This is a genomic window from Salinimonas chungwhensis DSM 16280 (assembly GCF_000378185.1).
GTDB classification, from domain to species: Bacteria; Pseudomonadota; Gammaproteobacteria; order Enterobacterales; family Alteromonadaceae; genus Alteromonas; species Alteromonas chungwhensis.
On sequence record NZ_KB899382.1, the window covers coordinates 84,899 to 111,896 of the forward strand.

Annotated in this window: 19 protein-coding genes; 12 read left to right on the forward strand and 7 right to left on the reverse strand. The window is 48.3% G+C overall.

Annotation, left to right across the window (positions count from 1 at the left end; all coding sequences use genetic code 11):
* Positions 1–155: 155 nt before the first annotated feature.
* The 6 genes from F458_RS19470 to F458_RS0111825 all read left to right on the forward strand — a co-directional run bounded on the left by F458_RS19470 (position 156) and on the right by F458_RS0111825 (position 10,994).
* Positions 156–3,083 (forward strand): choice-of-anchor D domain-containing protein, encoded by a 2,928-nt coding sequence (locus F458_RS19470; RefSeq protein ID WP_018983637.1) that lies wholly within the window; start codon positions 156–158, stop codon positions 3,081–3,083.
* Positions 3,084–3,153: 70 nt separating this feature from the next.
* Complete coding sequence (locus F458_RS0111805) at positions 3,154–4,356, forward strand: MFS transporter (RefSeq protein WP_156824229.1); 1,203 nt, start codon at positions 3,154–3,156, stop codon at positions 4,354–4,356.
* 16 nt (positions 4,357–4,372) lie between these two features.
* Positions 4,373–6,166: a MocR-like pyridoxine biosynthesis transcription factor PdxR gene (gene pdxR, locus F458_RS19475; RefSeq protein WP_018983639.1), complete on the forward strand. Its 1,794-nt coding sequence runs from the start codon at positions 4,373–4,375 to the stop codon at positions 6,164–6,166.
* A 106-nt stretch (positions 6,167–6,272) separates the two neighbouring features.
* Positions 6,273–7,127, forward strand: coding sequence for a carbon-nitrogen hydrolase family protein (locus tag F458_RS0111815; protein ID WP_018983640.1), 855 nt, complete (start codon positions 6,273–6,275; stop codon positions 7,125–7,127).
* Between the two features lie 92 nt (positions 7,128–7,219).
* Entirely contained in the window at positions 7,220–9,628 is a 2,409-nt protein-coding gene (locus F458_RS0111820; RefSeq protein ID WP_018983641.1) for a TonB-dependent receptor, read from the forward strand.
* Between the two features lie 10 nt (positions 9,629–9,638).
* Positions 9,639–10,994: a tetratricopeptide repeat-containing sulfotransferase family protein gene (locus F458_RS0111825; protein ID WP_018983642.1), complete on the forward strand. Its 1,356-nt coding sequence runs from the start codon at positions 9,639–9,641 to the stop codon at positions 10,992–10,994.
* Here F458_RS0111825 and F458_RS0111830 read toward each other — a convergent pair.
* Complete coding sequence (locus F458_RS0111830; protein WP_018983643.1) at positions 10,974–11,918, reverse strand: LysR family transcriptional regulator; 945 nt, start codon at positions 11,916–11,918, stop codon at positions 10,974–10,976. The genes F458_RS0111825 and F458_RS0111830 overlap by 21 nt on opposite strands.
* Before the next feature lie 103 nt (positions 11,919–12,021).
* Between F458_RS0111830 and F458_RS0111835 the strand changes: the two genes are divergently transcribed.
* Positions 12,022–13,461 carry an NAD-dependent succinate-semialdehyde dehydrogenase gene (locus F458_RS0111835; RefSeq protein WP_018983644.1) on the forward strand — a complete coding sequence of 480 codons (1,440 nt, stop codon included), beginning with the start codon at positions 12,022–12,024 and terminating at the stop codon, positions 13,459–13,461.
* Between the two features lies 1 nt (position 13,462).
* A complete protein-coding gene (gabT, locus tag F458_RS0111840; protein WP_018983645.1) occupies positions 13,463–14,749 on the forward strand; it encodes a 4-aminobutyrate--2-oxoglutarate transaminase in 1,287 nt (428 codons plus the stop codon).
* 102 nt (positions 14,750–14,851) lie between these two features.
* Here gabT and F458_RS0111845 read toward each other — a convergent pair whose 3' ends face one another.
* Positions 14,852–15,439 carry a hypothetical protein gene (locus tag F458_RS0111845; RefSeq protein ID WP_018983646.1) on the reverse strand — a complete coding sequence of 196 codons (588 nt, stop codon included), beginning with the start codon at positions 15,437–15,439 and terminating at the stop codon, positions 14,852–14,854.
* A 429-nt stretch (positions 15,440–15,868) separates the two neighbouring features.
* Here F458_RS0111845 and F458_RS0111850 point away from each other — a divergent pair, with 429 nt between their 5' ends.
* Together F458_RS0111850 and F458_RS0111855 are read left to right on the forward strand one after the other, a co-directional pair.
* Positions 15,869–17,572 (forward strand): diguanylate cyclase, encoded by a 1,704-nt coding sequence (locus F458_RS0111850; RefSeq protein ID WP_018983647.1) that lies wholly within the window; start codon positions 15,869–15,871, stop codon positions 17,570–17,572.
* A 207-nt stretch (positions 17,573–17,779) separates the two neighbouring features.
* Positions 17,780–18,247, forward strand: coding sequence for a DUF6314 family protein (locus tag F458_RS0111855; protein ID WP_018983648.1), 468 nt, complete (start codon positions 17,780–17,782; stop codon positions 18,245–18,247).
* A 36-nt stretch (positions 18,248–18,283) separates the two neighbouring features.
* On the opposite strand, the gene F458_RS0111860 is transcribed toward F458_RS0111855, so the two are convergent.
* Positions 18,284–19,156, reverse strand: coding sequence for a DMT family transporter (locus tag F458_RS0111860; protein ID WP_018983649.1), 873 nt, complete (start codon positions 19,154–19,156; stop codon positions 18,284–18,286).
* A gap of 442 nt (positions 19,157–19,598) precedes the next feature.
* Between F458_RS0111860 and F458_RS0111865 the strand changes: the two genes are divergently transcribed.
* The gene (locus tag F458_RS0111865; protein WP_018983650.1) at positions 19,599–22,151 is read left to right on the forward strand and encodes an acylase; all 2,553 of its coding nucleotides are present in this window, start codon (positions 19,599–19,601) and stop codon (positions 22,149–22,151) included.
* 773 nt (positions 22,152–22,924) lie between these two features.
* Here the strand turns inward: F458_RS0111865 and F458_RS0111870 are convergent.
* The 4 genes from F458_RS0111870 to F458_RS20165 form a co-directional block, all read right to left on the reverse strand.
* Positions 22,925–23,959 (reverse strand): rhomboid family intramembrane serine protease, encoded by a 1,035-nt coding sequence (locus F458_RS0111870; protein WP_018983651.1) that lies wholly within the window; start codon positions 23,957–23,959, stop codon positions 22,925–22,927.
* 51 nt (positions 23,960–24,010) lie between these two features.
* On the reverse strand, positions 24,011–24,199 hold the full coding sequence (locus F458_RS20935) for a hypothetical protein (RefSeq protein ID WP_018983652.1): 189 nt from the start codon (positions 24,197–24,199) through the stop codon (positions 24,011–24,013).
* A 182-nt stretch (positions 24,200–24,381) separates the two neighbouring features.
* On the reverse strand, positions 24,382–24,960 hold the full coding sequence (locus tag F458_RS20160; protein ID WP_169334838.1) for a hypothetical protein: 579 nt from the start codon (positions 24,958–24,960) through the stop codon (positions 24,382–24,384).
* Positions 24,878–25,420: a hypothetical protein gene (locus F458_RS20165; RefSeq protein ID WP_156824231.1), complete on the reverse strand. Its 543-nt coding sequence runs from the start codon at positions 25,418–25,420 to the stop codon at positions 24,878–24,880. Before F458_RS20165 ends, F458_RS20160 begins: the two co-directional genes overlap by 83 nt.
* Positions 25,421–25,792: 372 nt before the next feature.
* On the opposite strand from F458_RS20165, the gene F458_RS19485 reads away from it, so the two are divergent.
* Positions 25,793–26,980 carry a dimethylsulfonioproprionate lyase family protein gene (locus F458_RS19485; protein ID WP_018983653.1) on the forward strand — a complete coding sequence of 396 codons (1,188 nt, stop codon included), beginning with the start codon at positions 25,793–25,795 and terminating at the stop codon, positions 26,978–26,980.
* Positions 26,981–26,998 lie beyond the last annotated feature (18 nt).

Consider the following 26,998-nt stretch of genomic DNA (forward strand, 5'->3'; position numbering starts at 1 on the left):
ATGTGGGCCGCTATCTGACAGTGAAATAAATGTTGGGCTAACCGGTGGCTGAAGACAGGTGTTTCGGTCTGGTTCTATCCAAATACATATCTGGCTCTGTTCGCTGGCAGGTTTTTCCTTAGGCTGGGTAAAAAAGCGACAGTTGAGAGAGCGATATGTATAACTGGCAACACCATTTATTTCTTCTGGTGATCTTATGTAGTGGACGAGCTGCAACTGCAGACGTTATTTACCAGAGTGACTTTCAAACGGGTAACTATGCAAACTGGACAGCCACAGGTGATGGTAATGATGCCATTAATCTGTATCAGGGTAATTATTCGATTCGTCATGATGGACTTCGCACGCTAACACTAGAGGTTTCCACACAAGCTTATCAGAACGTGGCACTAACTATGGACGTTGCGGCGACAGGGTTGGTAGCGGGCGATACCTGCTTTGCTGAAGTGTCGGTTGATGGTGGGGCAAATTGGCAGTCGCTGGGCAGTGTGGGCACTGGCCAGTCTGGCGGTGTTTTCAGTAGCTTTTCGCTTAATTCCGGGCTTGATAATATTGCGCAACTGAGGCTGCGATTTCGCGCCTATACCCTCTACGGGCATTACTGCTATGCCGACAACGTAACGCTGACCGGTGAATCAACCAGTCAGGGCGCGGTGTTTGAAGAAACCTTTCAGGACGGTGAATATGGTAACTGGCAACTGAATGGCAACGGTAACGACACGGCAAATGTGTATCAGGGGAATTACTCACTCAGACTGGACGGGGTGCGCCAGGCAACCTACACCGTCTCAACCCAAAATTATCAGAATGTATCACTGTCTGCAGATCTGGCTGGACTTTATCTGGTTGCTGGCGATGCCTGTTACATCGAGTATTCTGATAATGATGGAGCAACATGGCAGGTGTTAACCTCCATTGTGAATGGACAGGATAACGGGAGTTTTACTACCGGCACCGAAAACAACGGCCTGGATAACCTGGCATCTTTGCACGTTCGTTTCCGGGCTTATACGCTGTTTGGCAACTACTGTTACGGTGACAATGTGTTGCTTACCGGCACGCCGGCGATCACTTCGGGCCCGGCACTCGCGGTGTCCGGCAACACCAATTTCGGGCAGGTGGCCGTCGGGCAAACGTCACAGACCGCACTGACTGTAACGAATACTGGCGATGCGGCGCTGGTCTTGGCAAACCTGTCAGGCCTGAGCACGCCATTTGCGTTGATTAGCGATAACTGTAGCGGACAAACGCTAACTCCATCAAGCAGTTGTCAGGCCACGGCGACCTTCACCCCTGCGACGGACGGTACACAAAGCGCAACCCTGACACTACCTTCAAACGCAATGACATCACCTGACTCTGTTACTTTTAGCGGAACAGGTGTGACGGCGCAGGCCTGTGACTTTGACTGTCTTGATGGCTCTGGCAACATCAGTAGAAGTGCGTTGACCTACTCGGTGTTAACCGGCAGTACGCCAGTCTCCCTGGTAGACTTTAGTCAGTATGGCGTTCCCGAGGAAGCTGCCAATCCTTCAAACACGCTGGAAGGATCGCTTTCCTTAACAGTTACGCCGGGCACGCTTACCGAGCAGGGGACGAATCTTGCGTCTGCCTATACTAACCCAAATTCACTGCCACCCTTTGACTTTACGTTTGTTCAGTACGGCACCCACCTGTTGCCGAGTGAGCGTCAGGTCGTGAATACTGGTCATACTGCCTGGGAGTGGGTGCTGCTGCCTGGGCGTGTGTGGGATGAAGCCGGCGACAATGGTTACTCTCGTGTGGCGCTGCCCTTTGCATTGCAGGAAATTAACGCAAACTGCACCCACAACGGCGTGATGACCTTTCTGTTTAAAGATGATGGCAGTGTATCGGATGTGGCCTACCAGGTTGCGCAGGAAACCTGTGAATACTTTAAATATAACCTGCACGGCAAGGTAGACGCAGATTATACCCCGGGCACCGTGGCTGAGCGTGATGCCATCATCAGCGACTATGTGCAGGAGTATGCTAACCGGTTACCGGTAAAACCGCTGTCAGCGCTGGCTACTGACTACCCGTCCGCGGGTATTTCGGTAACCGGCATCGGCAGTGATCAAAGCGCGTCACATCTTACCGCCTATGGCGTATTATATAACGGCACCCATTATCGGGGCGCCTGCCAGACGCGCTTCGGCGAGTATCCGTATTGTGACGTGATGGCGTTGCCCTCCTATTCAACGGCTAAAACGGTGGTAGCAGGTTTAGGCGTAATGCGCGCCGAGCAGCGTTACGGCGGCAGTCAGCAAAACATCGCCATTAGCGATTATGTAACGGCCTGCAGTGGGTCGCAGTGGCAGGATGTTACCCTCCTCAACGCCTTGGATATGGCGACCGGTAATTATGATGCCAGTGGCGACTCCGTCGACGAGGGGGCGCAAAAAACGGTCAGTGATTTTTTTCTGGTGGACACCCACGCCGATAAAATCAGCCACAGCTGTGGCTATTCCCGTAAAGCAGCTCCGGGCACGCAATTTGTTTATCACACATCTGACACTTACATTGTGAGCCGTACGCTGCAGCAATATCATGAGCAGCAAGCCGGAAGTGGTGCTGATTATTTTAACGATTTACTGGTCAGCGATATTTATAAGCCGCTGAATTTAAGTCCCCTGAGTTACCAGAGTAAGCGCACTTATGACAATGAGCTGCAGGTATGGGGTGGCTACGGCCTGACCCTAACGGGTGATGACCTTGCTAAACTAGGTAAATTTATGGGCCAGGATAACGGGAAGATCAATGGCCAGACGGTACTGGATGCCTCGTTACTGGCGGATGCGCTTCAGCAGACCAGTAATACTGGTCTCAATGCGGGAACGGCAAGCCGCTATCAGCATAGCGTATGGGCCTATGATTTAAGCGCGTCAACACAGGTGACCTGTTCCACGCCAACCTGGCTTCCTTACATGTCTGGATTTGGCGGCATCGGCGTGGTTATGCTGCCCAATGATATGGTTTATTATTACGTGAGCGATAATAATGAATACGGATTTACCAAAACCATCAGAGAGCTGGAAAAAATCAGCCCAGTGTGTGGACGTTAATCATCTGGTGCCCTGCTTAGTATCAAACTGGTACTAACAGGGCACCATCAGGTTCAGTAGGGTGAGACGTATGTTAACAACACTGAGTGAGTCTTGGATGAAATCCACAATGACAGTGAACGCTGAAGGGATGGCTGCGCGCATTATGCTGGCGTTTTTAGCAACCGCCGGCTTGTTCTATGTGAATATTATGCCAGCCATTGTGTCGGGTCTGATTGATTCGTTGGGATTTAGCCGTGCTGACGCCGGACTCGTGGCGTCTTTAAATATTTATGGCGCTGCAGTGGGGGCGCTGATTGCTGTGTTCATTATCAGTCGGGTAAAATGGAAACCACTTGCCGTTGGATTATTACTTGGCTTGATAGGGCTGGATACCTTATCAATGTGGGTCACTGAACCGATGACTATGAAGATGATTCGCGGTCTGCACGGTATGGTCGGGGGTCTGCTAGTGGGTGTCTCGTTCGCAGTGATCGCCAGAGTAAGTCTGGTACATAAAACATTTGGTTACCTGTTGTTCGTGCAGTTTGGGCTTGGCGGTCTGGGCGTAATGTTTCTGCCGCCGTTGGCGCCAGTCTACGGTACTTCCGCGCTGTTTTTATCGCTGATAGCCTTTAGTGTAGTTAGTTTTATCATGTTATTTTTTCTACCCGCCTATCGGGTTGAAGATGCACCTAAACCCACGATAAGTGCTGACGTAAAATGGTGGCCCCTGGGAGCAGCTCTGTTATCTGTCTTCCTGTTTCAGGGCGCAAACATGGGGCTCTATGCTTACATCATTGACCTGGGCAAATCTTACGGACTCACGCTTACATTTATTTCACCGACCCTGGGGGTTTCGGCCTGGGCTGGGCTGGTTGGAGCCTGGCTGGTTATCGTATTCTCCACCCGTTTTGGGCGGATGTATCCACTGCTGATTGCGATGACACTCACATTACTTGCCACTATTGCTCTGCACTACAGTGCCTCGCAGGCTATTTTTTGGCTGGCCAACGTATTGGTGGGCATCACCTGGGCCTTTTGTATTGCGTATCTGCTGGGGATTTGTGCAGAATTCGATAAAGAAGGCAAGATGGCGGCGCTGGGTGGGTTTGCATCGAAAACCGGACTTGCCTCAGGGCCCATGGTTTCCGCGCTGTTACTGGGCGCTGGTGACTATACAGTGCTGATCAATGTCGCCGCGATTGCGCTTTTCGGTTGTTTGTTAGTTTGCCTTTATCCTACACAACTACTTGATAAATTGGATAAAACCGTTCAGGGTAGTGTAGGTTGAAAATAATAAGAAGACTATGCTGCAACACCTGTTTACTTTTGATGACGATGGTACAACAAGTCTCCAACGCCAGCTGCAAAGCAAACTGATAGAAGCCATTTTAGGCGGTTACTTTGTGGCCGGCTCGCGCATGCCCTCATCCAGAAAGCTGGCCGAAACTCTGGGGGTCTCACGCAATACAGTCGTTGCGGCTTACGAGCAACTTGCGGACGAAGGTTATCTGGTCAGTCGTGAACGCAGCGGGATTTTTGTTAACGAGCATGTGTTTGATGAACACGCCGAAGCTGCCAGAATAGAAATTTCTGACGAAACACAATTTGACTGGCAGACAGCCTGTAATCCTACAAGCATCGAGACCAGCCAACCTGCCTATCCAGACAATTGGGAAGATTATCGCTATCCCTTCATTGATGGCCAGTACGATCAGTCGCTCTTTCCGCTGAATCAGTGGCGTGAATGTTCACGACTTAGTTTAAATGTCGATGAGATACGAAGCTGGGCACGTGATAGCGGGTATCAGGATGACGCCAGCCTGATTCATGAAATCCGTACCAAAGTTTTACCCCGTCGCGGCATTCAGGCCCATGCTGACGAAATCCTGGTCACTCTGGGTTCTCAACAGGCGCTCTATTTGGTCAGTCGCCTGTTGATGAATACCACAACCCTGCTCACGATGGAGGAGCCGGGGTATCAGGGCATTCGGCAACTGGCGCAGCATAACCTGTGTCCGATACGTTTTGCTGGCATTGAAAAAGACGGCATTGCCTTACATGAAATCTCACCCCAGACCCAGCTACTCTACGTCACACCGAGTCATCAGGTACCCACTGCGGTCACGATGTCCCGTGAAAAGCGCGAAGCACTGATAGCGCTCGCCAATCGAGATGACTTTATCGTGATCGAAGACGATTATGAAAGCGAAGCTAATTTTATCAGCAACCCTAATCCGGCCCTTAAAAGCCTGGATTTTCAGGGGCGCGTTGTGTATATCTCCAGTTTTTCTAAAGCACTTGCACCGGGACTGCGCCTTGGCTTTATGGTGGCCAGCCCTGAACTTGTCCGTCGCGCCCGACAGCTGCGTGCACTTATGTTGCGCCATCCACCGGCTAATAACCAGCGCATCATGGCGCTGTTCTTATCGCTGGGTTATTACGATATGACCATGCGGCGTTTGTACCAGGCCACCAACGAGCGCTGGCAGGAGTTACGCGAAGCCCTCAATCATTATCTTGGCCCTTACATTGTCACCAGTGAAACCATGGGCGGCAGTACCTGCTGGGTGAAAGGGCCTCCGGGGCTGAACAGCCAGAAATTTGTGGCTGCAGCGGCTGAAAAAGGGATCCTAATCGAGCCGGTCGACCGTTTTTACGGCGGCCATGACCGCCCGGAGTGTTACTTTCGGCTGGGCGTGCGCAGTTTACCGAAGGAAAAGATACGGCCAGGCGTCGAGGAGCTGGCAAAACTCATTGACGATATCCGCGCCGATGGCGACCCTTCTTTTGGGCAGCACCTGAAGGGCGACAAACTCAAGCGTTTTTTGTCCAATGTTACTTTCACCGGTTACACAGTATTTGGCGATCCGTATCGAATTACTTTGTTTGCTGACGGCAAAATGGAAGGGGTGGAAGGCCATAACGATGAAAAACAGGATACCGGCACCTGGTGGCTGAAGGGCAATACCTGGTATCGTCAGTGGCAAAGCTGGTCATACGGCGAATTACTGGGCTTTGATATATTTATTACCGATACCCGGATTCACTGGGTACGTGACGGTAAGCTTGTAGACGCCGCCAATTATAACAAGACGTGACGCTGGCCCTACATTCATTTGCTAACTGGACCTACCCGGTAACCAACGTGCTGTTTACTCTGTTAATCAACAGGATATCGATCCTTCGAATGACAGGAGAGTGAACATGACGGTCATGAGTATCGCCGGTTTGCAGCTAGCGTTGCCGGCGAACCAAAACAACTTTGACACCATTGCCCGGGAAGTGCGCAATGTCAAAAAACGCTTCCCCCATGTGTCCATGGTCGTGCTCTCAGAGCTGGCGACTTTTGGGCCCGCCCCCCGCCATGCTGAAACCTTGCCGGGTGAAACCGAATCACGCTATGGCAAGCTGGCTGCCGATACGAACCTGTGGCTGGTAAACGGCTCCCTCTTTGAGCGCGCTGAAGACCGCGTGTTCAATACCACCTCGGTTTTGTCTCCAAAAGGGGAAGTGGTCGCACGCTATCGTAAAATGTTTCCCTTTTTACCGTATGAGGAAGGTATCTCCTCAGGCGATACGCCCTGTGTATTCACCATACCGGGCGTGGGGACAATCGGTATCTCAATCTGTTACGACATGTGGTTTCCTGAAACAGTGCGTGCGCTTAGCTGGCTGGGCGCAGAGGTCATTGTTCATCCAACACTTACCAACACTATTGATCGCGATGTCGAGCTGTCAATTGCGCGCAGTAGTGCCGCTGTAAATCAGTGCTATATGGTCGATATAAACGCTGCATCCACCATGGGTGTTGGCCGTTCTATCGTGGTTGGGCCGGGTGGAGAGGTGATTCACCAGTCATCCGGTGAGCATGATGTCATTTTATTCGATGTGGATTTCGACTATGTTCGCCGGGTGCGCGAACGGGGCTGGCAAGGGCTGGGGCAGACACTTAAAAGCTTCCGCGACCATCCGGTGGCGTATCCGCAATATCAACCCAACGCGCGATCCCAGACACTCGATGGACTGGGACCGATGAAAAAGCCAGATAATCTGGTCTGACGAAAAAGCGTAACTGGCCCTAACACAACCATAACAAAAATTTTTACAGTCAAGTCACGCATAAAAACAATAGATTGAAAGGGAACGGACTGATGAAACAGATAAAGAAAAACAGCTTTTCACTGTCACCACTGGTATTAGCCATGAGTACTGCTTTATGCAGTAACGTCGTCACTGCACAAGAAGAGGAAGATTCGGACGCACGGACTGTAGAGCGCATTGAAGTGACATCTTCCCGGCGTATTTCTACGGTGGAAGAAACACCCTACAACCTTTCTGTGATTAACGGCAGCGAGCTGAGCGAACGTAATATTGTAGATACCGTTGAGATGATCCGAAGCGTTGCCGGGGTGACAGCCGTAGATCGGGGGTACCGAAACTCTGGTGTACTGAATAACATTATTATCCGTGGAATGAATGTAGACTCCTCAGGTAATGGCGACTTTGCGCTAAACGCTGCACCTACAGTCTCCTCTTACGTAAATGACACCCCCTTATTTGCCAACTTTATCCTTAAAGATATCGACGCAGTAGAAGTTTTGCGCGGGCCCCAGGGGACCCTTTATGGCTCTGGCGCACTGGCCGGTACAGTGCGCTATCGTATGAAAAAACCAGAACTTGAGTATTTTAGTGGCAGTGTCAAAGGGAATGTTAGTCAGTCCGAAGGTTCAGAAGGTTTTAATCAAAATTATGATGTGTTGATTAACATACCCATCAGTGACTCTGTGGCATTTCGCGCCAATGCCGGGGTGATTCGAAATGATGGCATTGTAGACTATGCCAATGTCTATGAACTCAACAGCGACGGTGACCCGGTGGCAGAAGGCGGCGACATCGCTTCTGGAGATCCGGTTTTTCGCGATGTCGAGGATGCAGATACGGTAGATATTGATTATGGCCGTGCGTCCTTGCTGTTTTCACCTTCTGATACCTTTAGCGCATTACTTTCTTACCAATGGCAGTCAGACGACATTGGTGGTCGACGCCAGGTCACGACCGGCACTAACTGGGTGTCAGGTGAAGAGCAGGATTATGATGAGTATGAGAACGGTGCTATTCAGCTAGAGCCTTCAGAGCGCAAAGTTGATTTGATGGCGCTGGAAGTAGAATGGAATCTCGGCTTTGCTACCTTGTCCTCCAGTACGTCAAATTATGAACATACCGGGAACTCGGTCAGCGACAACACTGGTTTTTATGCACAAAATAACTGGTTTGCCTGGTTTTACGGTGGTTCACCACGCCCTATGGCAAGTGCACTTCGCGCTTATGAGGATGAAGGTTTTAGTCAGGAAATTCGTTTAGTGTCCGAACCAGGCGAGTCATTTGACTGGATAGTTGGCGCGTTTTATCTGGATCAGGAAACCCGCGCTACACAATCCAGCATCATGCCAGGGTTTTCAGAATGGGCCATGGCGAGCGGCTTTGATGAAACACTGGCAAGCTGGGGCGGCACATTAACCGACCAGGATTTTCGCTACCGCGATAATGGTGAATTCGAAGACCTTTCGGTATTCGGTGAGCTAACCTGGCATGTCAATACGGATATGGACCTGACCATTGGATTGCGACGTTTTGACAACGAAATTTCCAATGATACAGAAATTGAGTTGCCTATTTATCCGGGCGCGTCAGAAGTAGGCGCCACAACAGAAGAAAGCGATACGTTATTCAAGGTGAATTTGTCCTACGATGTCAGCGATGAGATGATGGTTTATGGCACGGTATCAGAGGGTTATCGCCGCGGCGGTACCAGTGCTGTGCCACTAACAGGCGGATTTGCAGAAAACCCTGAATACCTGAATTACGAATCAGACTCTGTGACCAATTATGAGGTTGGGGTAAAAGGGAATACCGGCGAAACCTTCTACGCGGTAACCCTGTATCGTATGGATTGGGATGATCCTCAGCTTAACGTTACCACACCGAATTGGGGATTTTATGCAGCGGTTAACGGAGAGTCAGCACGCACTCAGGGTGTGGAGTTTGAAACCCGGGGTTATCTCACCGACAACCTCCAGTACGGGGTGCAGTATGCCTTCACAGATGCCGAACTGACGGACGATCTTTTTATCCCAGCGGGTATACAGGGCGATCCCAGCGAAGTACTACGTGCAACGAACGGTGAAAGACTGCCAAGTACAGCAAAACATACCTTTAGCGCAAATTTAGAACACTACTATGAGATGAAAGGTGAGTATTACTTACTTAGCAGAGCAAGTGCTTACTACCAGTCTGACTCACGCAACTCTTTAGGAGACAATCCAATTTTTGATATCACACTGCCGTCTTTCTGGATTGCGAATCTGAATACCACGTTGCATGCAGAAAATTGGAACGCTAGTCTATACGTGAAAAATGTATTTAATGAAGAGGGTGTGACCGGCGTGCTGTCTGAAGGCTATATGGGAACCGATCCGGAGGAAAACTTTTATGGCAATGCATCTAAGTCATACATCACTCAGCCGCGCACTATCGGGGTTGCTTTGCAGTATCAGTTCTAGGAGCAGTTAATTGGAACATCTTGTCCGGCCTCACCTTGAGGCCGGAAGCTTCGAACAGGCGCAGCAGACAATCCAGTGTTATGTGGAGCGCCTTGTCTCTCCAACGGCGGCACAACTTGCTGAGGCTGCCTACTGGAGTTGCCAGGCCAACGATTTTTCTTTTGCAGCAGGGTTGTATCAGCGCGCCTGCGAACAACTGCCAGAACATCCCACTTACCATTACAACCTTGCGACCACACTGCGTATCGTCGGTGACATAGACGGAGCTGAAATAGCGCTTAACCGTCACCTTATAAATAGCCCGAAGGATGCTGAGGCATATTGGTTAAAAGTATATTTGCGGCCACAGAGGGCCGAAAAAAAACAGCTTGAATCACTCCATAATCTGACCAGCGAAGCGATACCTCCCAAGCAAAGGGTGCATGCCTGGCATGCACTTGGCAAAATCTATGAGGATGCAGGTCAGGACAAAGCTTGTTTCGATGCCTATACCTCCGGAGCCAGTCTTCGTCGCCGCTATTTGAAATATTCGGTAGCACAGGATGAAGCGATTATGCAGGCCATTGCGAAGACCTTTTCAAAAACATGGTGCGCTAACACCGCGTCGGGCGATCAGGGCAAAAGCAACATATTTATTGTCGGAATGCCGCGCAGTGGCACCACGCTGGTTGAAAATTTATTAGGCGCACATGATAGTGTAGCTATGGGGGGGGAATTAAACGCATTTTCCACAAGCATGATGACTGAAGCAGGAAGGCAAGGAAAGCCCGCTAACATGCAGCAGGCTATCACCCAGGCGGCGCGTTGTGATTTTGAGGCGATAGGAAAGCGCTACGAGGTAGCCGTCGGCGACTATCAAAATAACAGCTCACGGCTGACGGACAAGCTACCACTGAATTTTTTGTATCTGGGTCTTATTCACAAAGCCCTGCCACAGGCGCGTATTATTCATGTTGAGCGCAATCCGATGGACACTGTCTGGTCGGTATACAAACAACTGTTCACCCATGCGTATCCGTTTTCCTATGTTCTGGATGAAATCGCTGATTATTACATTGCCTATCGCCGGTTAATGGCGCACTGGCAAGACCTGCTTGGTGATAATATCCTGCACGTGAGTTACGAAGCTCTGGTTAAGAACCCGAGAGAAGAAATCAGACGCATCACTGCGTTTTGCGATATCCCTTACGACCCTGAGTGTCTGGATTTTTATCAGCAGAAAACCCAAGTAACAACCGCAAGCGCGGTGCAGGTCAGGCAACCTATCAACGATCGCAGTGTGGGTCAGTGGAAACGGTTTTCATCGCAACTTGAAGGTGTCAGGGCCAGGTTTACCGAGGCGGGATTACTCGACAACCCCGCCTGACCAGGTGTCACTTTGCTCGATATGCTGATTCAGCACCCGGCAAAATAACGCCACTTTTTTCGGCTCTGCCGGAACTTGCTTACTTACCAGAGACTGCGCGAAGTTATACTGGTAACGCGTCGGGCAGAGTAATCTGAACTCCCCATCTTTTAACTCTTTATCTACATAACTGCCGGGCAAATAGCCGATAAAGCGTCCTGATGCAATCAGCGCCTTACGGGAGTCAAACTGATAAGCGTGGGCCCCCCGAGAAAGTTTTTTAAGCTGTTCACGGCCTCGCTGGCTGATTTCCACACCAGGTACCACCGCTGCATGTTCTGCAACAAGGGCATCGGTGATGGCATCATCGCTCAAAGCAAATAGCGGGTGTGCACGGGCACAGCATAAATAAATAGGTTCGTTCAGCGTATCGGTATAATTTAGCCCTGCCATTTTCCGGTAGCCCGGGAAAATGCCCACGTGCGCTTTGTCTTTCAGCAGCGCCTGCTCAATATTTTCGATACGGTCGCCGTCTAACGTAATTCTTAGCTTTGGCGCCTCGGTCATGAGCGTATTAATGGTTTTTGCTAATAACCGGTGTCGGGCGTCATCGAGCACATCGGCGTGCAATACCACCAGTGGACCGGCAATCTCGTCACTAAGCTGGGAGACAGCGTGTGAAAAGTCGCCCAATGCACTAAAAAGCGGTAAACAGGCCTGATAAACCGTTTGTCCGTCGGGGGTGAGCATAAAGCCGCCACGGCCGCGATGGCACAGGGTCAGGCGCATGCGGGTTTCCAGATTATTCATATGCACGCTGATCGTCGAGCGGGTAATGCCAAGCTCGTCTTCGGCGGCGGCAAAACCGCCATTTTCTACCACTGACTTAAATACCTTCAGCAGTTTTAGATCATATTCGGTGATGGCTCTGCCAGCGATTTTCAAAAGTCTTATCTCATAAAACTAAAGGTTGAATGTTTGTTATTTAACGATCTTCTTTCTGCTGTTTCAATAGCCTTATAACAAAATACACAAGCAGGAGAAGCGTGTGGCAGATACGTACCAAACACTGATCATGCCGGGTTCGTTGATCAACGGACAATGGCATAAAAGCGAGCAGACATTTTCGGTTAAAAACAAAACCAACAGCGAAATAATCGCCACCCTGAGCAATGCAAAACCTGAAGACATGGAAACAGCAGTTGAGCAGGCCACAGCAGCCTTCGCCCAGTGGCGTAACACGACTGGCGCTGAGCGTAGTCGGCTACTCATGGCCTGGTACAACAAGCTTATGGAGCACCGTGAGGCTTTGGCAACATTGCTTACTCTTGAACAGGGCAAACCCCTGGCTGAGGCCAAAGGAGAAATTGACTACGGCGCGGGTTATGTGCGCTGGTTTGCCGGTGAAGCAGAGCGCATTTATGGCGACATCTGCGATGGTTTGCATCACGGCCAGAGTGTGAATGTAATTAAAAAACCTGTCGGTGTGGTAGGGGCGATTACACCCTGGAACTTCCCTAATGCGATGATCGCCAGAAAGGCCGCCGCCGCACTGGCCGCAGGCTGTACATTTGTGGGGCGCCCAGCCTCGGAAACACCATTAAGCGCACTGGCGATGGCGAAACTGGCTCAGGAGGCCGGTATCCCTGACGGGGTGCTGAACATAGTTACCGGCACCGACGCGAGAAAACTCGGTAAAGTGCTCACCCAATCACCGCAGGTGGCGAAATTTTCGTTTACCGGTTCGACTCGGGTCGGGCAGCAACTGATTCAGGACTGTGCATCAACGGTCAAGCGCGTGTCTATGGAACTCGGCGGTAACGCCCCGTTTATTGTATTTGATGATGCCGACATTGAAGCAGCGGTTGATGGTGCGATGCTCGCCAAATTCAGAAACGCCGGCCAAACCTGTGTGTGTGCCAACCGCTTTCTGGTGCACCGCCAGTGTCACGATGCGTTTGTCAGTGCACTGGCAGAAAAAATGCGCACGTTGAGCGTCGGTGATGGATTGGATGCTGCAGACATGGGGCCGCTTATCAGCACGCAGGCTGCGAATAATGTGCACGAGCTGGTGAGTCAGGCAATCGCTGAGGGGGCTACATGTGATTATTCGCGGAAGTGGGACAATAGCGCGTTTTATCCGCCAACCCTGTTAACCGGGGTGAATACATCAATGCGCATTTTTAATGAAGAGATTTTCGGACCGGTGGTTACGGTCACACCATTTGATGAAGAACAGGAAGCGATAACGCTGGCCAATCAGACCAAATATGGACTGGCGGCCTACCTTTATACCCAGGATTACACGCGCATACGCCGGGTTGCTGACCAGCTTGATGTGGGCATGGTAGGCATTAACGATGCCGCAATTTCTAACCCTGCCGCGCCGTTTGGCGGTGTTAAACAATCCGGTTTCGGCCGCGAGGGCTCAAAATACGGGCTGGACGATTATCTTTCACTTCAATACCGCTGTCTGGGGGGATACTAATATGACGACTAACCTATCGCTACAAGAACGAAAACAGGCAGTGTTTGCCAATGGTCAGGGCAATCTTTATCCGGTGTATGTGTCTCATGCAAAAAACGCTGAGCTGTGGGATGTTGAAGGCAATCGTTATCTGGATTTTGGTACCGGGATTGCCGTATGTAATACCGGCCATGCCCATCCTGCGTTGGTCGAGGCTGTCAAAGACCAGATGGAGAAGTTCAGCCACAGTTGCGTGATGGTCAACCCTTATGAAAGCGCAGTGGCATTGGCCGAAAAACTCACTAAACTGGCCCCCGGTGACAGTCCCAAAAAAGCAATGTTTGTTACTACAGGCGCCGAAGCGGTAGAGAATGCTATAAAAATCGCCCGAGCCCATACTGGGCGTAGGGGCGTCATCGCATTTAACGGCGGCTTTCATGGTCGCACCAACCTCACCATGGGTTTGACCGGCAAGGTTACGCCCTATAAAGATCACTTCGGACCGTTCCCGGGCGAGATTTATCACGTACCGTACCCCAATCCACTGCATGGCATTAGCGACGAGCAAAGCCTGACTGCGTTAAGCACGCTGATGAAAGTGGATATTTCGCCGCGCGATGTGGCCGCCATTATTATAGAACCTATACAGGGCGAGGGTGGTTTTTATATCGCTTCACCGGATTTCATGCGGGCATTGAAGGTACTGTGCGAGGAGCATGGAATTCTGCTGATTTGTGATGAAATTCAGTCCGGGTTTGCCCGTACCGGACATATGTTTCATACCGAAGCGGCGGGTATTGAACCTGATCTGATGACTATGGCAAAAGGCATTGCTGGTGGCATTCCCATCTCCGCGGTAGTGGGCAAAGCCAACGTGATGGATACGGCGCCGGTAGGCGGTCTGGGCGGCACCTATGGCGGCTCGCCACTTGGCTGTGCGGCAGGTCTTGCTGTATTAGAGGTTATCGAACAGGAGCAACTGAAGGATCGCGCGATGATGATCGAGCAGCGCTTTATGGAGTCTCTCAACGAATTAAAAGCACGTTATCCTGAAGTAGTCGCTGATGTGCGTGGTCACGGCGCCATGATTGCATTGGAGCTAATGACTGATGGCGAAGTGTCGAAGCCTAATCCGGCATTGACCAAAGCCATAATTGCAAAGGCGCTGGACTATGGTCTGATTCTGCTGGCTTGCGGATTTTATGGCAACGTCATTCGCTTCTTACCACCCCTGACCATTCCCGAAGCGCACCTGCGGGAGGGATTGTCTCAGTTTAGCGCGCTATTTGATGAGGTTATGGCTGAGTAGAAGTACGTGCCCCATCGTATAATTCTGTCGCGAAGGGGCGCTATTTATCAAGGCCACCAGAACGTTAATACAGCACTATGTTGCAGCAATAACACTGTCCGATTATCCGGCTCCCCAGGGGGCGGGCGGCGTATCCACAGGCTGGTTTAAGTCAAAATCTACGCGAAACTCTCTGCCTTCACGAACTAACTGATAACTAAAGCGGTCAGGATAAACAAAAATCTTCCAGATATTATTGATGGATTGGGGTAGCCCTTTTTCAGCAAACATCCATTGGGTGTAACTGTCAGCAGGAAATGCCTGAATTTGCGCAAAGCCTGGTTGGTGGGCTAATCCACCATACATAGTTACTGCATCTTCACTACCATCCTTATGCCGGTGATCATGTTTCAGGCTTAAGCCACTTCCGGTTCGGCTGATAATCCACGTGCGCGAGCGATCTTCCCCCACATGAAAAGGAATATGAATCTGGGTGTCGCTACATTCTCTGACATGCATTACAAGGGTTTTATTGTTGAATGTCTCTGAGCTTGCTGTATCAGTGACAACTTTCCCTTCAAATGCCTTGCCGCATAATGCTGTCAGTGCCTGGAAAAAAGTCTGCTGGGTAGGGTGAGAGTTAAGCGGGGGCTCGGCTTTCGCTGCGTGCGCTGTTTGTATCATTACAAAAGCGATTGGAATCAGAAGCATCGTGTATTTCATGAATAAATCGTAATCAGTAACTATGGGAGGCACTACTATACATGATAGCCATGATCTTTTGGGATGCTAAAAGACACGGCGTAGATTCTGTTACCAACAGTCGTCGACCTTACTAGACAACCAGAGCGACTGACGTGTCAGGCGATTAGATGAGGTGATGAAGACAGCGTTTGAAGAAATATAAATAACTACCAATAAGTGCGCGATCTGGCTAGAATTTGAACCGTCTAATGCTGTCGTTAGAAAGTGGTAAGCATCTGGATTAAATGGATCTTTTATAAACACTGCGGCTGCTGGCTTTTGAATGTCTACTGCAGATATTTCAAACAATGGATTGTATTAGTTGGAACTAAATGCCGTTCACTTGTTTGCGAGCATAAAAAAAAGAGCCGTAACGCCATGTGGAAAATTAAGATAATGGAAAGGTCAGCCATCGTTCTGCTGCTTGTCTTTTCCTTTGCTGTTCACGGAATTGAAATATCAACCTCCGACCAATACAAACTGATAAATCATGAGCTTTCTTTATTACTAGATGCACCGGCTGATATGGGCGTGGAGGAAGCATTTCGAAAATATGAAAATGCTGAGTTTGTGGAAAACCTGAGCGGACGGGTTAGTTTTGGCTTTACTGATAGCGCCATCTGGAGCGTTTTGCCGGTTACCAACGAACACACTGACACGCAAACCAGGCTCATCAGGATCGATAATGCCTGGCTCGATGAAATTGATCTCTACTATTTTATCTCGGGACAGTTAATAAAACACCAATCGCTGGGCGATACCCTGACATTTAAGCAGCGGCAGCTGGACACCCGGATGCCCTCCATATCTTATGCCTTCCCCAAAGGCACCACATACGTGCTATTGCGGTTTCGTTCTCAGGATCCGATGACCATTCCGATATACTTTGGTCAGGATAAAGCCGTTACTGCGAAAATCCTGGAAAATGGTTATTTCTACGGCGCTTTGTACGGGGCCTTATCTATATTACTGATTTACAACATGGTTTTGTATTTTTATCTCAGGGAAACTCGATACCTTTTGTATTCACTGTACCTGCTCGCTTTCACTTTATTTAACATTACATATACCGGCCATGGCTTTTGGTGGCTATGGTCACAATGGCCCTTCTTGCAACAGTGGCTGATGCCCGTGTTGATGTTCTGCTATTTGTTTGCTGGTGTGATGTTTACAATCGAATTTTTGAACGCCCGGGTGTTTTTACCCACACTCTATACATCTAGACGCAAGATATATTGCGGGTTACTGGCAATTGCCGCTGTGCTTATAATAAGCGGCAGCCGTTCCTTTGCTGTTATGGTCCAGCTGGCGATATTAACTACTTTGTCATTCTGGATGTTGCTCATTGGCTTTTTGGCGTATAAAAATGGTAACCCCCTGGCAAAATTCTTTGTTCCGGCCATTGCCCTGGGCACAGGGGGGGCGACAGTGTCCAGCCTGGCAACCTGGGGCGTCATTCCTTATTCTCAGTGGGCTTTCAGAGGCATAGAAATTGGAATACTGCTGGAAATGTCGTTGCTGTCTATTTCTCTTGGCTTTAATTTTAAGCTGGTACAGGAAGCCCGAAAAAGTGCCGAAACTAATGCGCGTTTGGATCCGCTAACCGGACTGTATAATCGTCGGGCATTCTCCGACTTACTCTATCCGGTTTGGGAGCTGAGCAAAAGAAACAAAACATGCATGACCGTCATGCTTATCGACCTGGATTGGTTCAAACAGATAAACGATGAACATGGGCACGCGGCGGGAGATCAGGTGCTGCAGCGTGTCGCGATGGAGCTTAAAAGCAGGCTGAGAGCGTCCGATATTGCCTTGCGATGGGGCGGCGAGGAGTTTTTAGTGTTTTTGCCAGAGACCGATCTTAAAGAAGCCACTTACCTTGCTGAAGTGTTACGCAAACATATTCAAAGCATACGAGTAGAAAAGCGTATCTCTGTCACAATGAGCGTTGGTGTTGCCAGCGCCAAACCCGCTGACTGTAGTCTGGATAATCTGGTTAAGCAGGCCGATGAAGCACTTTATATGGCCAAACAAAAAGGCAGAAACCGTGTTTTTGCAAGTGACGTAGCGTCTTCCCCAGGTCCTGTGGGTCAGTTATAGTCTACATTTTCAAACGGTAAATCTTCCGAAACGATTTTGTTAAAAGCAGACAGCTTAACAGGGCGAAGCGGTATTTAGAGGGCTATTCAAGCATCAGAATTATTATATGCAGCCTGAGACTCTGTAGTTTGAGTGTTTGCTTTGTGCAGGCCCTGCTTTTATAGTCACGCCAATATTCATCGGTGAAACTAAAAAAGGTGTGAGCAAATGCAGCAAGAGACAGCGACTGTGAATGACGCCAAGGCGTCGACCCCAGCATTTATCGCCAGTCTTGAACATTTTGCCGGGAAATGGCGTCTTAACCGCGAAATCACATCAGGGTCAGGGGATGCGTTTGTCTTTGCCGGGCGGGCAAACTTTACCTGGCAACAGTCAGGATTAGAGTACAACGAATCTGGTGAGGTTACTTTACCCAACAACAAAACCATGCAGTCGGAACGCACCTATTTCTGGCGACAGGGGCCGGCTAACCAGCTGGAGGTATATTTCGACGACCAGCGCTATTTTCACAGTTTCTCAGGAACGACACCTTATGCCGAACATCTTTGTGGTGATGACCATTATAAGGTGCGCTATACCTTCGGACGATGGCCGTTTTGGACATCGGTGTGGCAGGTCTCAGGGCCCAGAAAAGACTATACAATGGTAAGCCGCTATCAGCCATTTAGCGATTAACAGCATTATCATCAACTATCAGCAGTCAACGCGTAACTAGTTAACAGGCTGTGCCCGTGTTCGTTTGCTGTGGTGGTGGGATAACCACAATGCCGCGGCAATAATAGCGCCACCCAGCGTCAGCCTGCTTAAATCAACATCTTTGTGCCAGAGCACCAGGTTTACAAATAATCCGGCGGGAATAAGTGCATTATTCATAATTGCCAGTGTGCCAGCTGATACTTTCAGTGCGCCCTGGTTCCAAAAGTAGTAACCAAGACCTGAAGCGACAACACCCAGCCATAGAAGTATGCCCCACTGCATGGATGTAGCGGGAAGCTGGTTAGAGTCACCGAAAATGAAAAAACCGGGTAGCGCGACTGCCAGGGCGCCCAAATAGAACCAGCCGAAAATGTGATAGTGCGGTATCGATGAAGCAAAGGTCGATATCAGTTTTCGGTAACCAACCTGACCTAGCGCAAAACAAAGATTAGCCCCCTGAACGATAAAAAAGCCTGCCCAAAAGTCTGTACTAATTCCCTCAAAGCGAATTACTGCTGCACCTGCCATAGCAATACATGCGCACAATACATGAAAAGGCGTAAATCGTTTGAACAGGGCATCATTGAGCAAAGCAACATAGAGAGGCGTAATTATCGTAAACAGCAGTACTTCAGGTACTGATAAATATAAAAACGAATGATAGAAAAAGATATACATCACGCCTAACTGTATTGCACCTAAGCCGGCGAGAAGAAGTTTCTGGGCGCCCGAGAGCACGCTAAGTTTTAAAAACGGCAGAAAGACCAGCGCAGCAAGTAAAACGCGGGTCAGAACAGCAAAGTAGCTGTCAACGCTGCCTGCCAGATACTCACCAATCAGCGAAAATGAAAACGCCCATAATATGGTCACGGCTACCAGTTGAATCACGCGTCACTCTCCTCAATATCAGATGCGCAGTAACCTATTGCATTTGAGATGGTGAAGCAACTATAACGGCAGTGTCCACTTCGCCTAATTAGCAAGTAGCTAATATACAGCTGCCTCAAACAGCTCCCATCTGTGGTCCGGTAGTGCTTGATGCGGGGGGTGTCTGCTGCGTTTTAGTCTGGATGTAAGCGTTACAGAAATCGCCCACCCTGGCTTTTAGGGTGAGTGTCTATCCGTTAACCATGAATCTGTAATTGCAAACTGGTCGGTATATCCACTGCATTAGCAACGTCAGCCCAGAGTGAGTTTTTAAAACTGCGTGTTATTTGCGTGTTTAAAATGTTAATTTAATGTAAAGTTGCCTGGTGTGTTATCGCTGTTAACGAAGTATTTTGTCGCTTTTGGCTTGTCGTACCTGGATTTATTGATAAGGAAACTATTAATGACACTCACTAAAAGTACCAATCCTACACGGACTTTACTCGCACTTTCCATTGCCGCCTGTCTGGTAGGGTGTGGTGACAACGAAAGCGACGCTTCAGATGAACAGGGCGGGGAGCCACCACCATCTCCACCTGTAGTAAGCGAACCAGTGCCTGCTTTTGCCAGCGATGGTTTGTTAAACGCCGATATCACATGGACCACCTATGGTGTACCTCATGTTAAAGCCGATAACCTTGAAAGTATGGCTTATGGTGTAGGCTACGCATTTGCCAGAGACAACATGTGTGTCCTTGCTGATCAAATACTGAAATATAATTCTGAACGAGCAAAGTATTTTGGACCCGACCTCGTGCCGGGCAGTGGTGACTCAGAGCATCTTATTAACGACTTCGGGTTTCTTACTCTGGGTATTCGTGAGTTGGCCGAAGATAATTTGTCGAGCCTTTCCGATAATTCGCGAGCCATGTTTCAGGGGTACACGGCAGGCTACAACCGCTATTTAGATGAAACTCCAGTGGAAGATCAGGATCAAAGTTGTGCAGGACAACCGTGGGTTCAACCTATCGATAGTGTCGATTTGCTGACTTATTCTTTAGGTGTTGCTCTATTGCCTGGCGCAGCTAACTTTTTAGGCCCCATGTTCCTGGCGGCGCCGGAAGGCGAAAATTATCTGCCAACCCCCGCGTCTGCTCCAGCAGGTCAAACTGCATCTGCAAAAACGGTATCAAGTACGCCAAAGACGACGTTAAATATGACACCAACCATTACCCTGCCAGAAAGAAACCCACAGGAAATGGGGTCAAACGGATGGGGATTGGGAAGCGATAAAACTACCAACGGGAAGGGCATGGTATTAGGTAATCCACACTTTCCTCACACAGGTAACTTACGCTTTTGGAACTTCCATGTGCAAATTCCAGGTTATTTGAACGTGACGGGTAGCTCATTACTGGGCTTACCTGGTGCAGTAAATATTGGATTTAATGAAAATGTCGCCTGGACCCACACCTTTTCAACAGCCGAGCATTTTGTAGTGTATCAATTAAGCCTGGATGCAGATGATGCATCGGGAATGAGCCATATAGTAGACGGCCAGAAAGAAACAATTAGTGAAAAACAACTACAAATAGAAGTCGCGGTAGGCGAGGGACAAACTATAGCACTCAATAAAACAGCCTATTACACCAATTATGGGCCAATGATAGAAATACCGGGTAGTTTTGGGTGGGATAATGAAAGCGCGTTTGCCATTAAAGATGCGAACTTACCGAATTTTGATGTAGTCGATCACTGGCTGGCGATGAACATGGCGGCGTCTATGGACGAGTTCAAACAAGCATTTAAAGATTATGACGGCGTAATCTTTAATAATACAATGGCGGCCTCAAGCGATGGCCAGGTTTTTTATATCGACGACTCTACCGTACCAAACCTTTCAGAAACGGCTATCAATGAACTAACTACCAACCCGAGGCTCATTCAAACCAAAGCTGCGGCAGGCTTTACCGTACTGCCCGGCCTTAGCGCAGAATTTGATTTTGACGGACCTGTTCCATACGAAGAAGCCCCAAAATACGAGGGTGCCGATTCGGTACAAAACTCAAATGATAGCTTTTGGCTAACAAACTTATCTTCACCAATAACCGGCGTGAATCCGCTATACGGAGATACTCAAAATCAACAATCACTGCGCTCAAGAATGGGGCAGAAATTTATTGAGACTGAAGCAGGGAGTGATGGGACTTTTACCCCCGAAGAGGTAGAAGACCTATTGTTAAATAACCGCAGTTACCTTGCCGAAGATATTTTGCCCAGTCTTTTACAATTGTGCGCCGAGCAAGGCAGCACCCCGGTAAACGTTGATGGCGAAGACGTCGATATTTCCGATGCATGTGATGCCCTTGCCGCGTGGGACAGTACGATGAACACATCAAGTGTTGGTGCGCACGTGTTTAGAGAGTTTGCCTTTCAATTTGATAAAGCGCCTCAATGGGAAGTACCCTTCTCTGCGGATGCCCCGGTCACAACACCGACGGGCTTAGTTCAAAATGAAATCACGTTGCAGCAATTAGCCAAAGCGGTTCAGGTGATTGAACAAGCTGGCGTTGCTTTTGATGCCACTTTAGGTGAGGTTCAGTTTGTAGAGCGTAGCTTGCCGGATGGTACGGCGTCGGGTGAAAAACTACCCTGGGGTGGTGCACACAACATTGAAGGGGGATTCAATGTGTTTGATAGCATCAGAGGCCGCGATGAAACCCTGCTTCCAAGACATCGTTATGAGCCGGTAAACAACGATACCATTATGAGTGCAGAGGCTAATGGCTACCACATCAATTATGGAACCAGTTGGGCAATGGTGATTAGTTTTACTGATGACGGTCCACAAGGACGCGGAATATTGACATATTCACAATCTCGTCAATTTGGAAGTGAACACTTCTTAGATCAAACTCGATTGTACTCTGAGCAACCCACACTACGAGATATTTACTTCACAGATGAAGATATTGAAGCAAATACAATTGAGAAAATGACTCTGTCGTCAGAATAAGGGGCCATTCCCCCTTAACTGGGACAAGCTTAATTTAAGTTGTCAGCGATGATTAATGTAGAGGCGACAATAAAAAATTGACGGTTTACTGAAGCTCACATCATTGTTGTATTTCAGTAAACGCTTTGGAGCGATGTTTGAAGTGGATAGGGGAACACGGGCGTATATGGATACCTCATTGCCAGCTGAACGCAAAGTGCGCGTAATTGAGCGACCCAGAGCAAAAAGGGTCTGTGGGCCGCTTTAGCGGCTCACTCGGCGATGAGTTTTTAATGGCTATTGTTCGAAAATATCTATCGCGTAAGAAGGTTGATGTGAAGCTGGATCGCCTCGACCCAGGAGTCTATGGAAGCTTCGGTGATATACCTTGCACAGCGTACTGAGCAAATGTGGAAAACTCCAGTTTAGACTGTGCTATCAAAGGGAAGTGGGCACGTGGACTAAACAAAAAGTTTACCCACTTGCTACATAAGAATATCTGGACAGGCTCAAATTTACGCTCGGTAATGAAGAAAAAATTGCTGACGCTCAACGTGCCTCTAACCTTCAGCCATAGAAATTACGCCCGCCGGACCTTGTTCTCGATGAACTATGTGATGCAGCTGAATGTAGGATTTGAATCCGTAATTCGTTGGGAAGTGAATGGGTTCAGCATGGCTAGAATAATGGCTGACTTTAATCATAGAGTTGGCTCAAATTAGGTAGTGAACATCTAAAAATATAATAATAATCTAATTGAAAATAGCGAGGTGTGAGCAATAGGCTACGTACGTTTAGTCATTGGCGGAAACTGGCGTTTTATGCTTCTGACACCGCGCAAGGGCACGCAGCGCTACACTGCAAAAAAGACCGGTAATCAGGCTTGCCAGATGGCCGGTGGTGGCGGCGTTTTCATTTATGAATTCGCTATATATTAGCCCGGTTGCTATCACTATACACAGGGAGGCACAGAAGCCCCTAGGGAAGAGCGGGCGAAAAAAACAGTTAAATCCGATTAAAAAACCGCAAAGAGTATAAATACCGAATGATATGCCGCCACAACTACTCAATTCATGGGCACCCCATAAGTATTGAAAAAAAGCGCCGGAAATATTACCTGCAACAAAGATAAATATGCTCGCATATCCGGTAAGGGCTATACATAAAGGGCCGATTATTGCTAAAAAGAACACATTAGCCAAAAAGTGAAAAAACGAATAATGTAAAAAAGCGCCCGTGGCCAGCCGCCAGTATTCACCTTCATCTACATTTTCGTACATAACACCATATAAATAAAAGGCTGTACTGTTGTTACCAGAATAGCCTTCTAGTCCTCGTTGCAATAAGAAAAAAAGAATAGGAATGATCGCACAATACAAAACCGATCTCCGTGCTTTGTTATCGTTGAAAAACCAGTAATAAAATAGCCCTCGCTCCTTTAATTGGCGGATTTTTCTCATGCCATGTTTGTATTCATTAATGTATAACAGTGACAAAAGTAGAAAAATAAAAGACCAGGATAAAGCGATGCGACTAAACTCATAGTAAACGTTGAAAACCATAAAGAGCGTGAAAAATAATATATTCCCGAAAATCATAAAAAAGTATTTTTTTCTTAGCTTTTCAAGTATAGGTTGCTGATAGCAAGTACAGTAAATAGGAGGGACTTTCCGACGATATTGCGCTGAGTCGATGACAATATTTTGTTGCGGTTGCCATTGCTTATACATTTCGCAATTATCAGAGATTTCTAAACCTGAATTATAGACATGATCGCATTTTTCTTTTAATGGAAAAATATTATGTAAAAGCCAGGGGGGTCTTTTCATTTCACCCGATAACCTAAATACATGAGCGAACAGAGCCCAGCTAAGCGGGCTTTATCTGAGGTTGTAATCAGCGATGAGCTGCGACAGAGCGAGCCCTCCGGCTGCACCTATTGCAATACCACCAGTTATTATGCCAATTGGTGTGAAGAGTGAACCAAACCCGACCACAGCCATTACAGCCCCCGCACCCTCGTAACCGCTGATGCCTCCTCCTACACCTGCAGTTTCGTTTTCGTTCAACTTTGCATGCTCTTACTTCCTTGTTTAAGAATTAAATGTTTTGTGAGCCAGTAAATTATTGGTTTACAAAAGGCGAATAGCTAAGCCTTCTGTTGTAATAGATTAATAATAGACTTCCTATCTGTAAACGGCCGTAAGTTCAGTTTCGAGAGGGTTGCTTAGCGAGGTACTAAACAACGTGATTAGACTGCCTTTTGCAAAATCGTAGCGCCAGTGGATTTCTCAATCTCTTTGCGTATCCTTGCTTCGGCAAGCTCTGGTGCTTCCACAGTCAAATAAATGTCGCGCACAGGTTCAACTATCATGGCCATCATGGTCAGCCAGTTTACTGAACGATGAAAGGTGAGTTTGAGATTGGCCGTATCACCACGTCCAATTGTAACAGCATCTTCGAGGGCATCCTTCGCCCAGCGCCCCGACTCAACATGCGATATTTCGGCAAGGGGCGCGCACAGCATATTGAAAAAGGTGGCATTTATCATTAACTGGCCGTGACTTATATATATAGAATAGTGACGGCTTACCCTGTGACTGGCAATAAGTGAAACACTGCTCCAGCACAGTACTGTTGTAACGATTACAGCAGCAATCTCACTTAGCGGTACAATCAGGTAATAGCTCACCCCCGTAAGGGTTATAAGCAGAGCAAGTAAAAGAGAAATATGCCAGCGCGTTCCACTAAGAAGCATCAACGTTGCAACAGCGGGCGGGTGATTTTTTCGAAAGCCGGGGGATAGCGTAATACCAACTGGCAGGCTCACTGGCCGCCATTACGCCAACAGACTGTTTTTTATCATCGCCGATACACTCTTTTAAAGCATGCAGCCGCGGATCGCCGCTTAATTTTCTGGCTTTCCACAGAGAGGAGGTAACATGGAAAATGACGGCAAATTCGATTACCAGTATCACGGCAATAATGGGATAGCGCAGATAGCTGATAAATTCAAAATGACTGGCCAATGGCGCAGGCAACGTATATTTGGCCACCACAACACCAAGGCTTAACGGGATAACCAGCCGCCACAATTTCTGTCTTCCGCCCACAATTACCAGCAAATAAAATAAAACAGGGAGTGCAACGAGCAATACGCCCAAATAGACATAGCTAAGAAGAGGTTGATGCGGGTGCGTCATGGACTGAGGTAGCCAGAGAAAGCCACTCAGGTACGTTGCAATAGCAGTGCACAGATAAACTAGCCTGAGCTTTACGGGTTTTCTCATATCTTTGATTCCATCCAAGGCCCTGAAAACAATGACAGGGCAATCCTTGTTCGTTAGATTATCGGGTTACCTCCACCATCGCAACTACCTGGCTTCTAGCGGCGGTTTTAGTTAAAGCTCGGCATACCCGATGACTGTTCCTGCTGACGTTTTTGAGCGTATATATTTTTTCATAAGGTAATTCTCCCTCGCCTCATTATGGTGAAGTTAGCTGAGAATTTTAGTGAACCAGAAAAGGCGAGTGACTGATCTGATGTAGTGATCATGTGCATTTTGAATAAAAAAGTATTGAATGAGTTCAAACGTCTTTCTGGTAGTCGATTGCCTTAACATGCTTACATTTTTTAATTTCAGCAATCATAGAGTGATGACATGAAAAAACAGATCAAATACTACGTGGCCGGCTGCCATCTGTTACTGTTTTCGTCCTTAAGCACAGCAGCGGAATTTGTCTGCGACGACAATATTGATACAACAACGCAAAATACGAAAGAATCGCAAATACTGTGGCAACAAACGCTGACGTACCTTAGTGGAGTAAAAGAAATACTGACTAAGAGTCACGGATGCGACGTTGGTCCTTTAGCGGTAATTCAGACCAATGACGGTAGCGGCGATATCGCCAGAGACTGCGTAACCGACTATCAGGATGTTCAAGAGGTTATTAAGCATCTTAAACAGGTATTGGCTAATCCGGATGCAGCGAAAGCCTGTTTTGACACGCAAAAAAATTATGACGATTTTCCACTATATACAGCAAGTGAGAAGATAAAATCTACTTATGACGTGGCAGGCTGGCTCGACAGGCCCACGCTGACTGAGTTTTATAGCAAAACGTCTGGAGACATGCAGGAAGCAGGGTTAACACTGGCTAAAGCGTTTTGGCCTATTGTTACTCAAAGCCATATGCCGGATTACCTGGAAACAGATATTACCGCAAACGCACTACCAGAGTTGTGGGCCGCAGTGGGGTGGCTACCCCTCTACGCTGACGGCGACAAAGCGCATAATGAACGGTTTAGAGGGGGTTATGCCTATGCCGATGTGATGAGTCCGTGGGGCTTGTTACGCATTAAGTCGATTGATGGAGAAAGTGTGGGAGCAGAAATTGGTATGACTATACAGTTGCAGGACACTTTCTATCCTTATCACTTTCATCATCCGCAGGAGTTTTATCTGCCGCTCACCGCGCCTGAATGCGGTACTGAGAATCTTTTCTTTGCCGCCCATGCCGACAGCACACTTTTTGAGCATAGCAGTGAGGATAACTCGTTTATCATTGATGCGGACAAAGCAACCGATTTGCCAGCCTGGTTTATACAAAAATCCCCAAATGGCAATAATTTCACCTACTTCGAGCGCAATACAGTGCATGCATTTAATGCCGCTAAGCGTTGTGGTGAAACTCCCTCTGCCCTGGTTTCAGTATGGGGACGTACAACGTCTCGTAATAATGACCAAACTACACTGGTCTGTGAAGTGATAGAGCAACAGGGGGGCAGTCGCAATGCTGAGCCACACTCGCGCTTTCGCTGCACACCTACGCAGTGGGAATATTGATCAGACAAATTTAGCAGC

Bases quoted from the DNA above. Each gene is read 5' to 3' on its own strand.
- F458_RS19470 (WP_018983637.1), top strand. From the start codon at position 156: ATGTATAACTGGCAACACCATTTATTTCTTCTGGTGATCTTATGTAGT.
- F458_RS0111805 (WP_156824229.1), top strand. From the start codon at position 3,154: ATGTTAACAACACTGAGTGAGTCTTGGATGAAATCCACAATGACAGTG.
- pdxR (WP_018983639.1), top strand. From the start codon at position 4,373: ATGCTGCAACACCTGTTTACTTTTGATGACGATGGTACAACAAGTCTC.
- F458_RS0111815 (WP_018983640.1), top strand. From the start codon at position 6,273: ATGACGGTCATGAGTATCGCCGGTTTGCAGCTAGCGTTGCCGGCGAAC.
- F458_RS0111820 (WP_018983641.1), top strand. From the start codon at position 7,220: ATGAAACAGATAAAGAAAAACAGCTTTTCACTGTCACCACTGGTATTA.
- gabT (WP_018983645.1), top strand. From the start codon at position 13,463: ATGACGACTAACCTATCGCTACAAGAACGAAAACAGGCAGTGTTTGCC.
- F458_RS0111845 (WP_018983646.1), bottom strand. From the start codon at position 15,439: ATGCTTCTGATTCCAATCGCTTTTGTAATGATACAAACAGCGCACGCA.
- F458_RS0111850 (WP_018983647.1), top strand. From the start codon at position 15,869: ATGGAAAGGTCAGCCATCGTTCTGCTGCTTGTCTTTTCCTTTGCTGTT.
- F458_RS0111855 (WP_018983648.1), top strand. From the start codon at position 17,780: ATGCAGCAAGAGACAGCGACTGTGAATGACGCCAAGGCGTCGACCCCA.
- F458_RS0111865 (WP_018983650.1), top strand. From the start codon at position 19,599: ATGACACTCACTAAAAGTACCAATCCTACACGGACTTTACTCGCACTT.
- F458_RS0111870 (WP_018983651.1), bottom strand. From the start codon at position 23,959: ATGAAAAGACCCCCCTGGCTTTTACATAATATTTTTCCATTAAAAGAA.
- F458_RS20165 (WP_156824231.1), bottom strand. From the start codon at position 25,420: ATGAGAAAACCCGTAAAGCTCAGGCTAGTTTATCTGTGCACTGCTATT.
- F458_RS19485 (WP_018983653.1), top strand. From the start codon at position 25,793: ATGAAAAAACAGATCAAATACTACGTGGCCGGCTGCCATCTGTTACTG.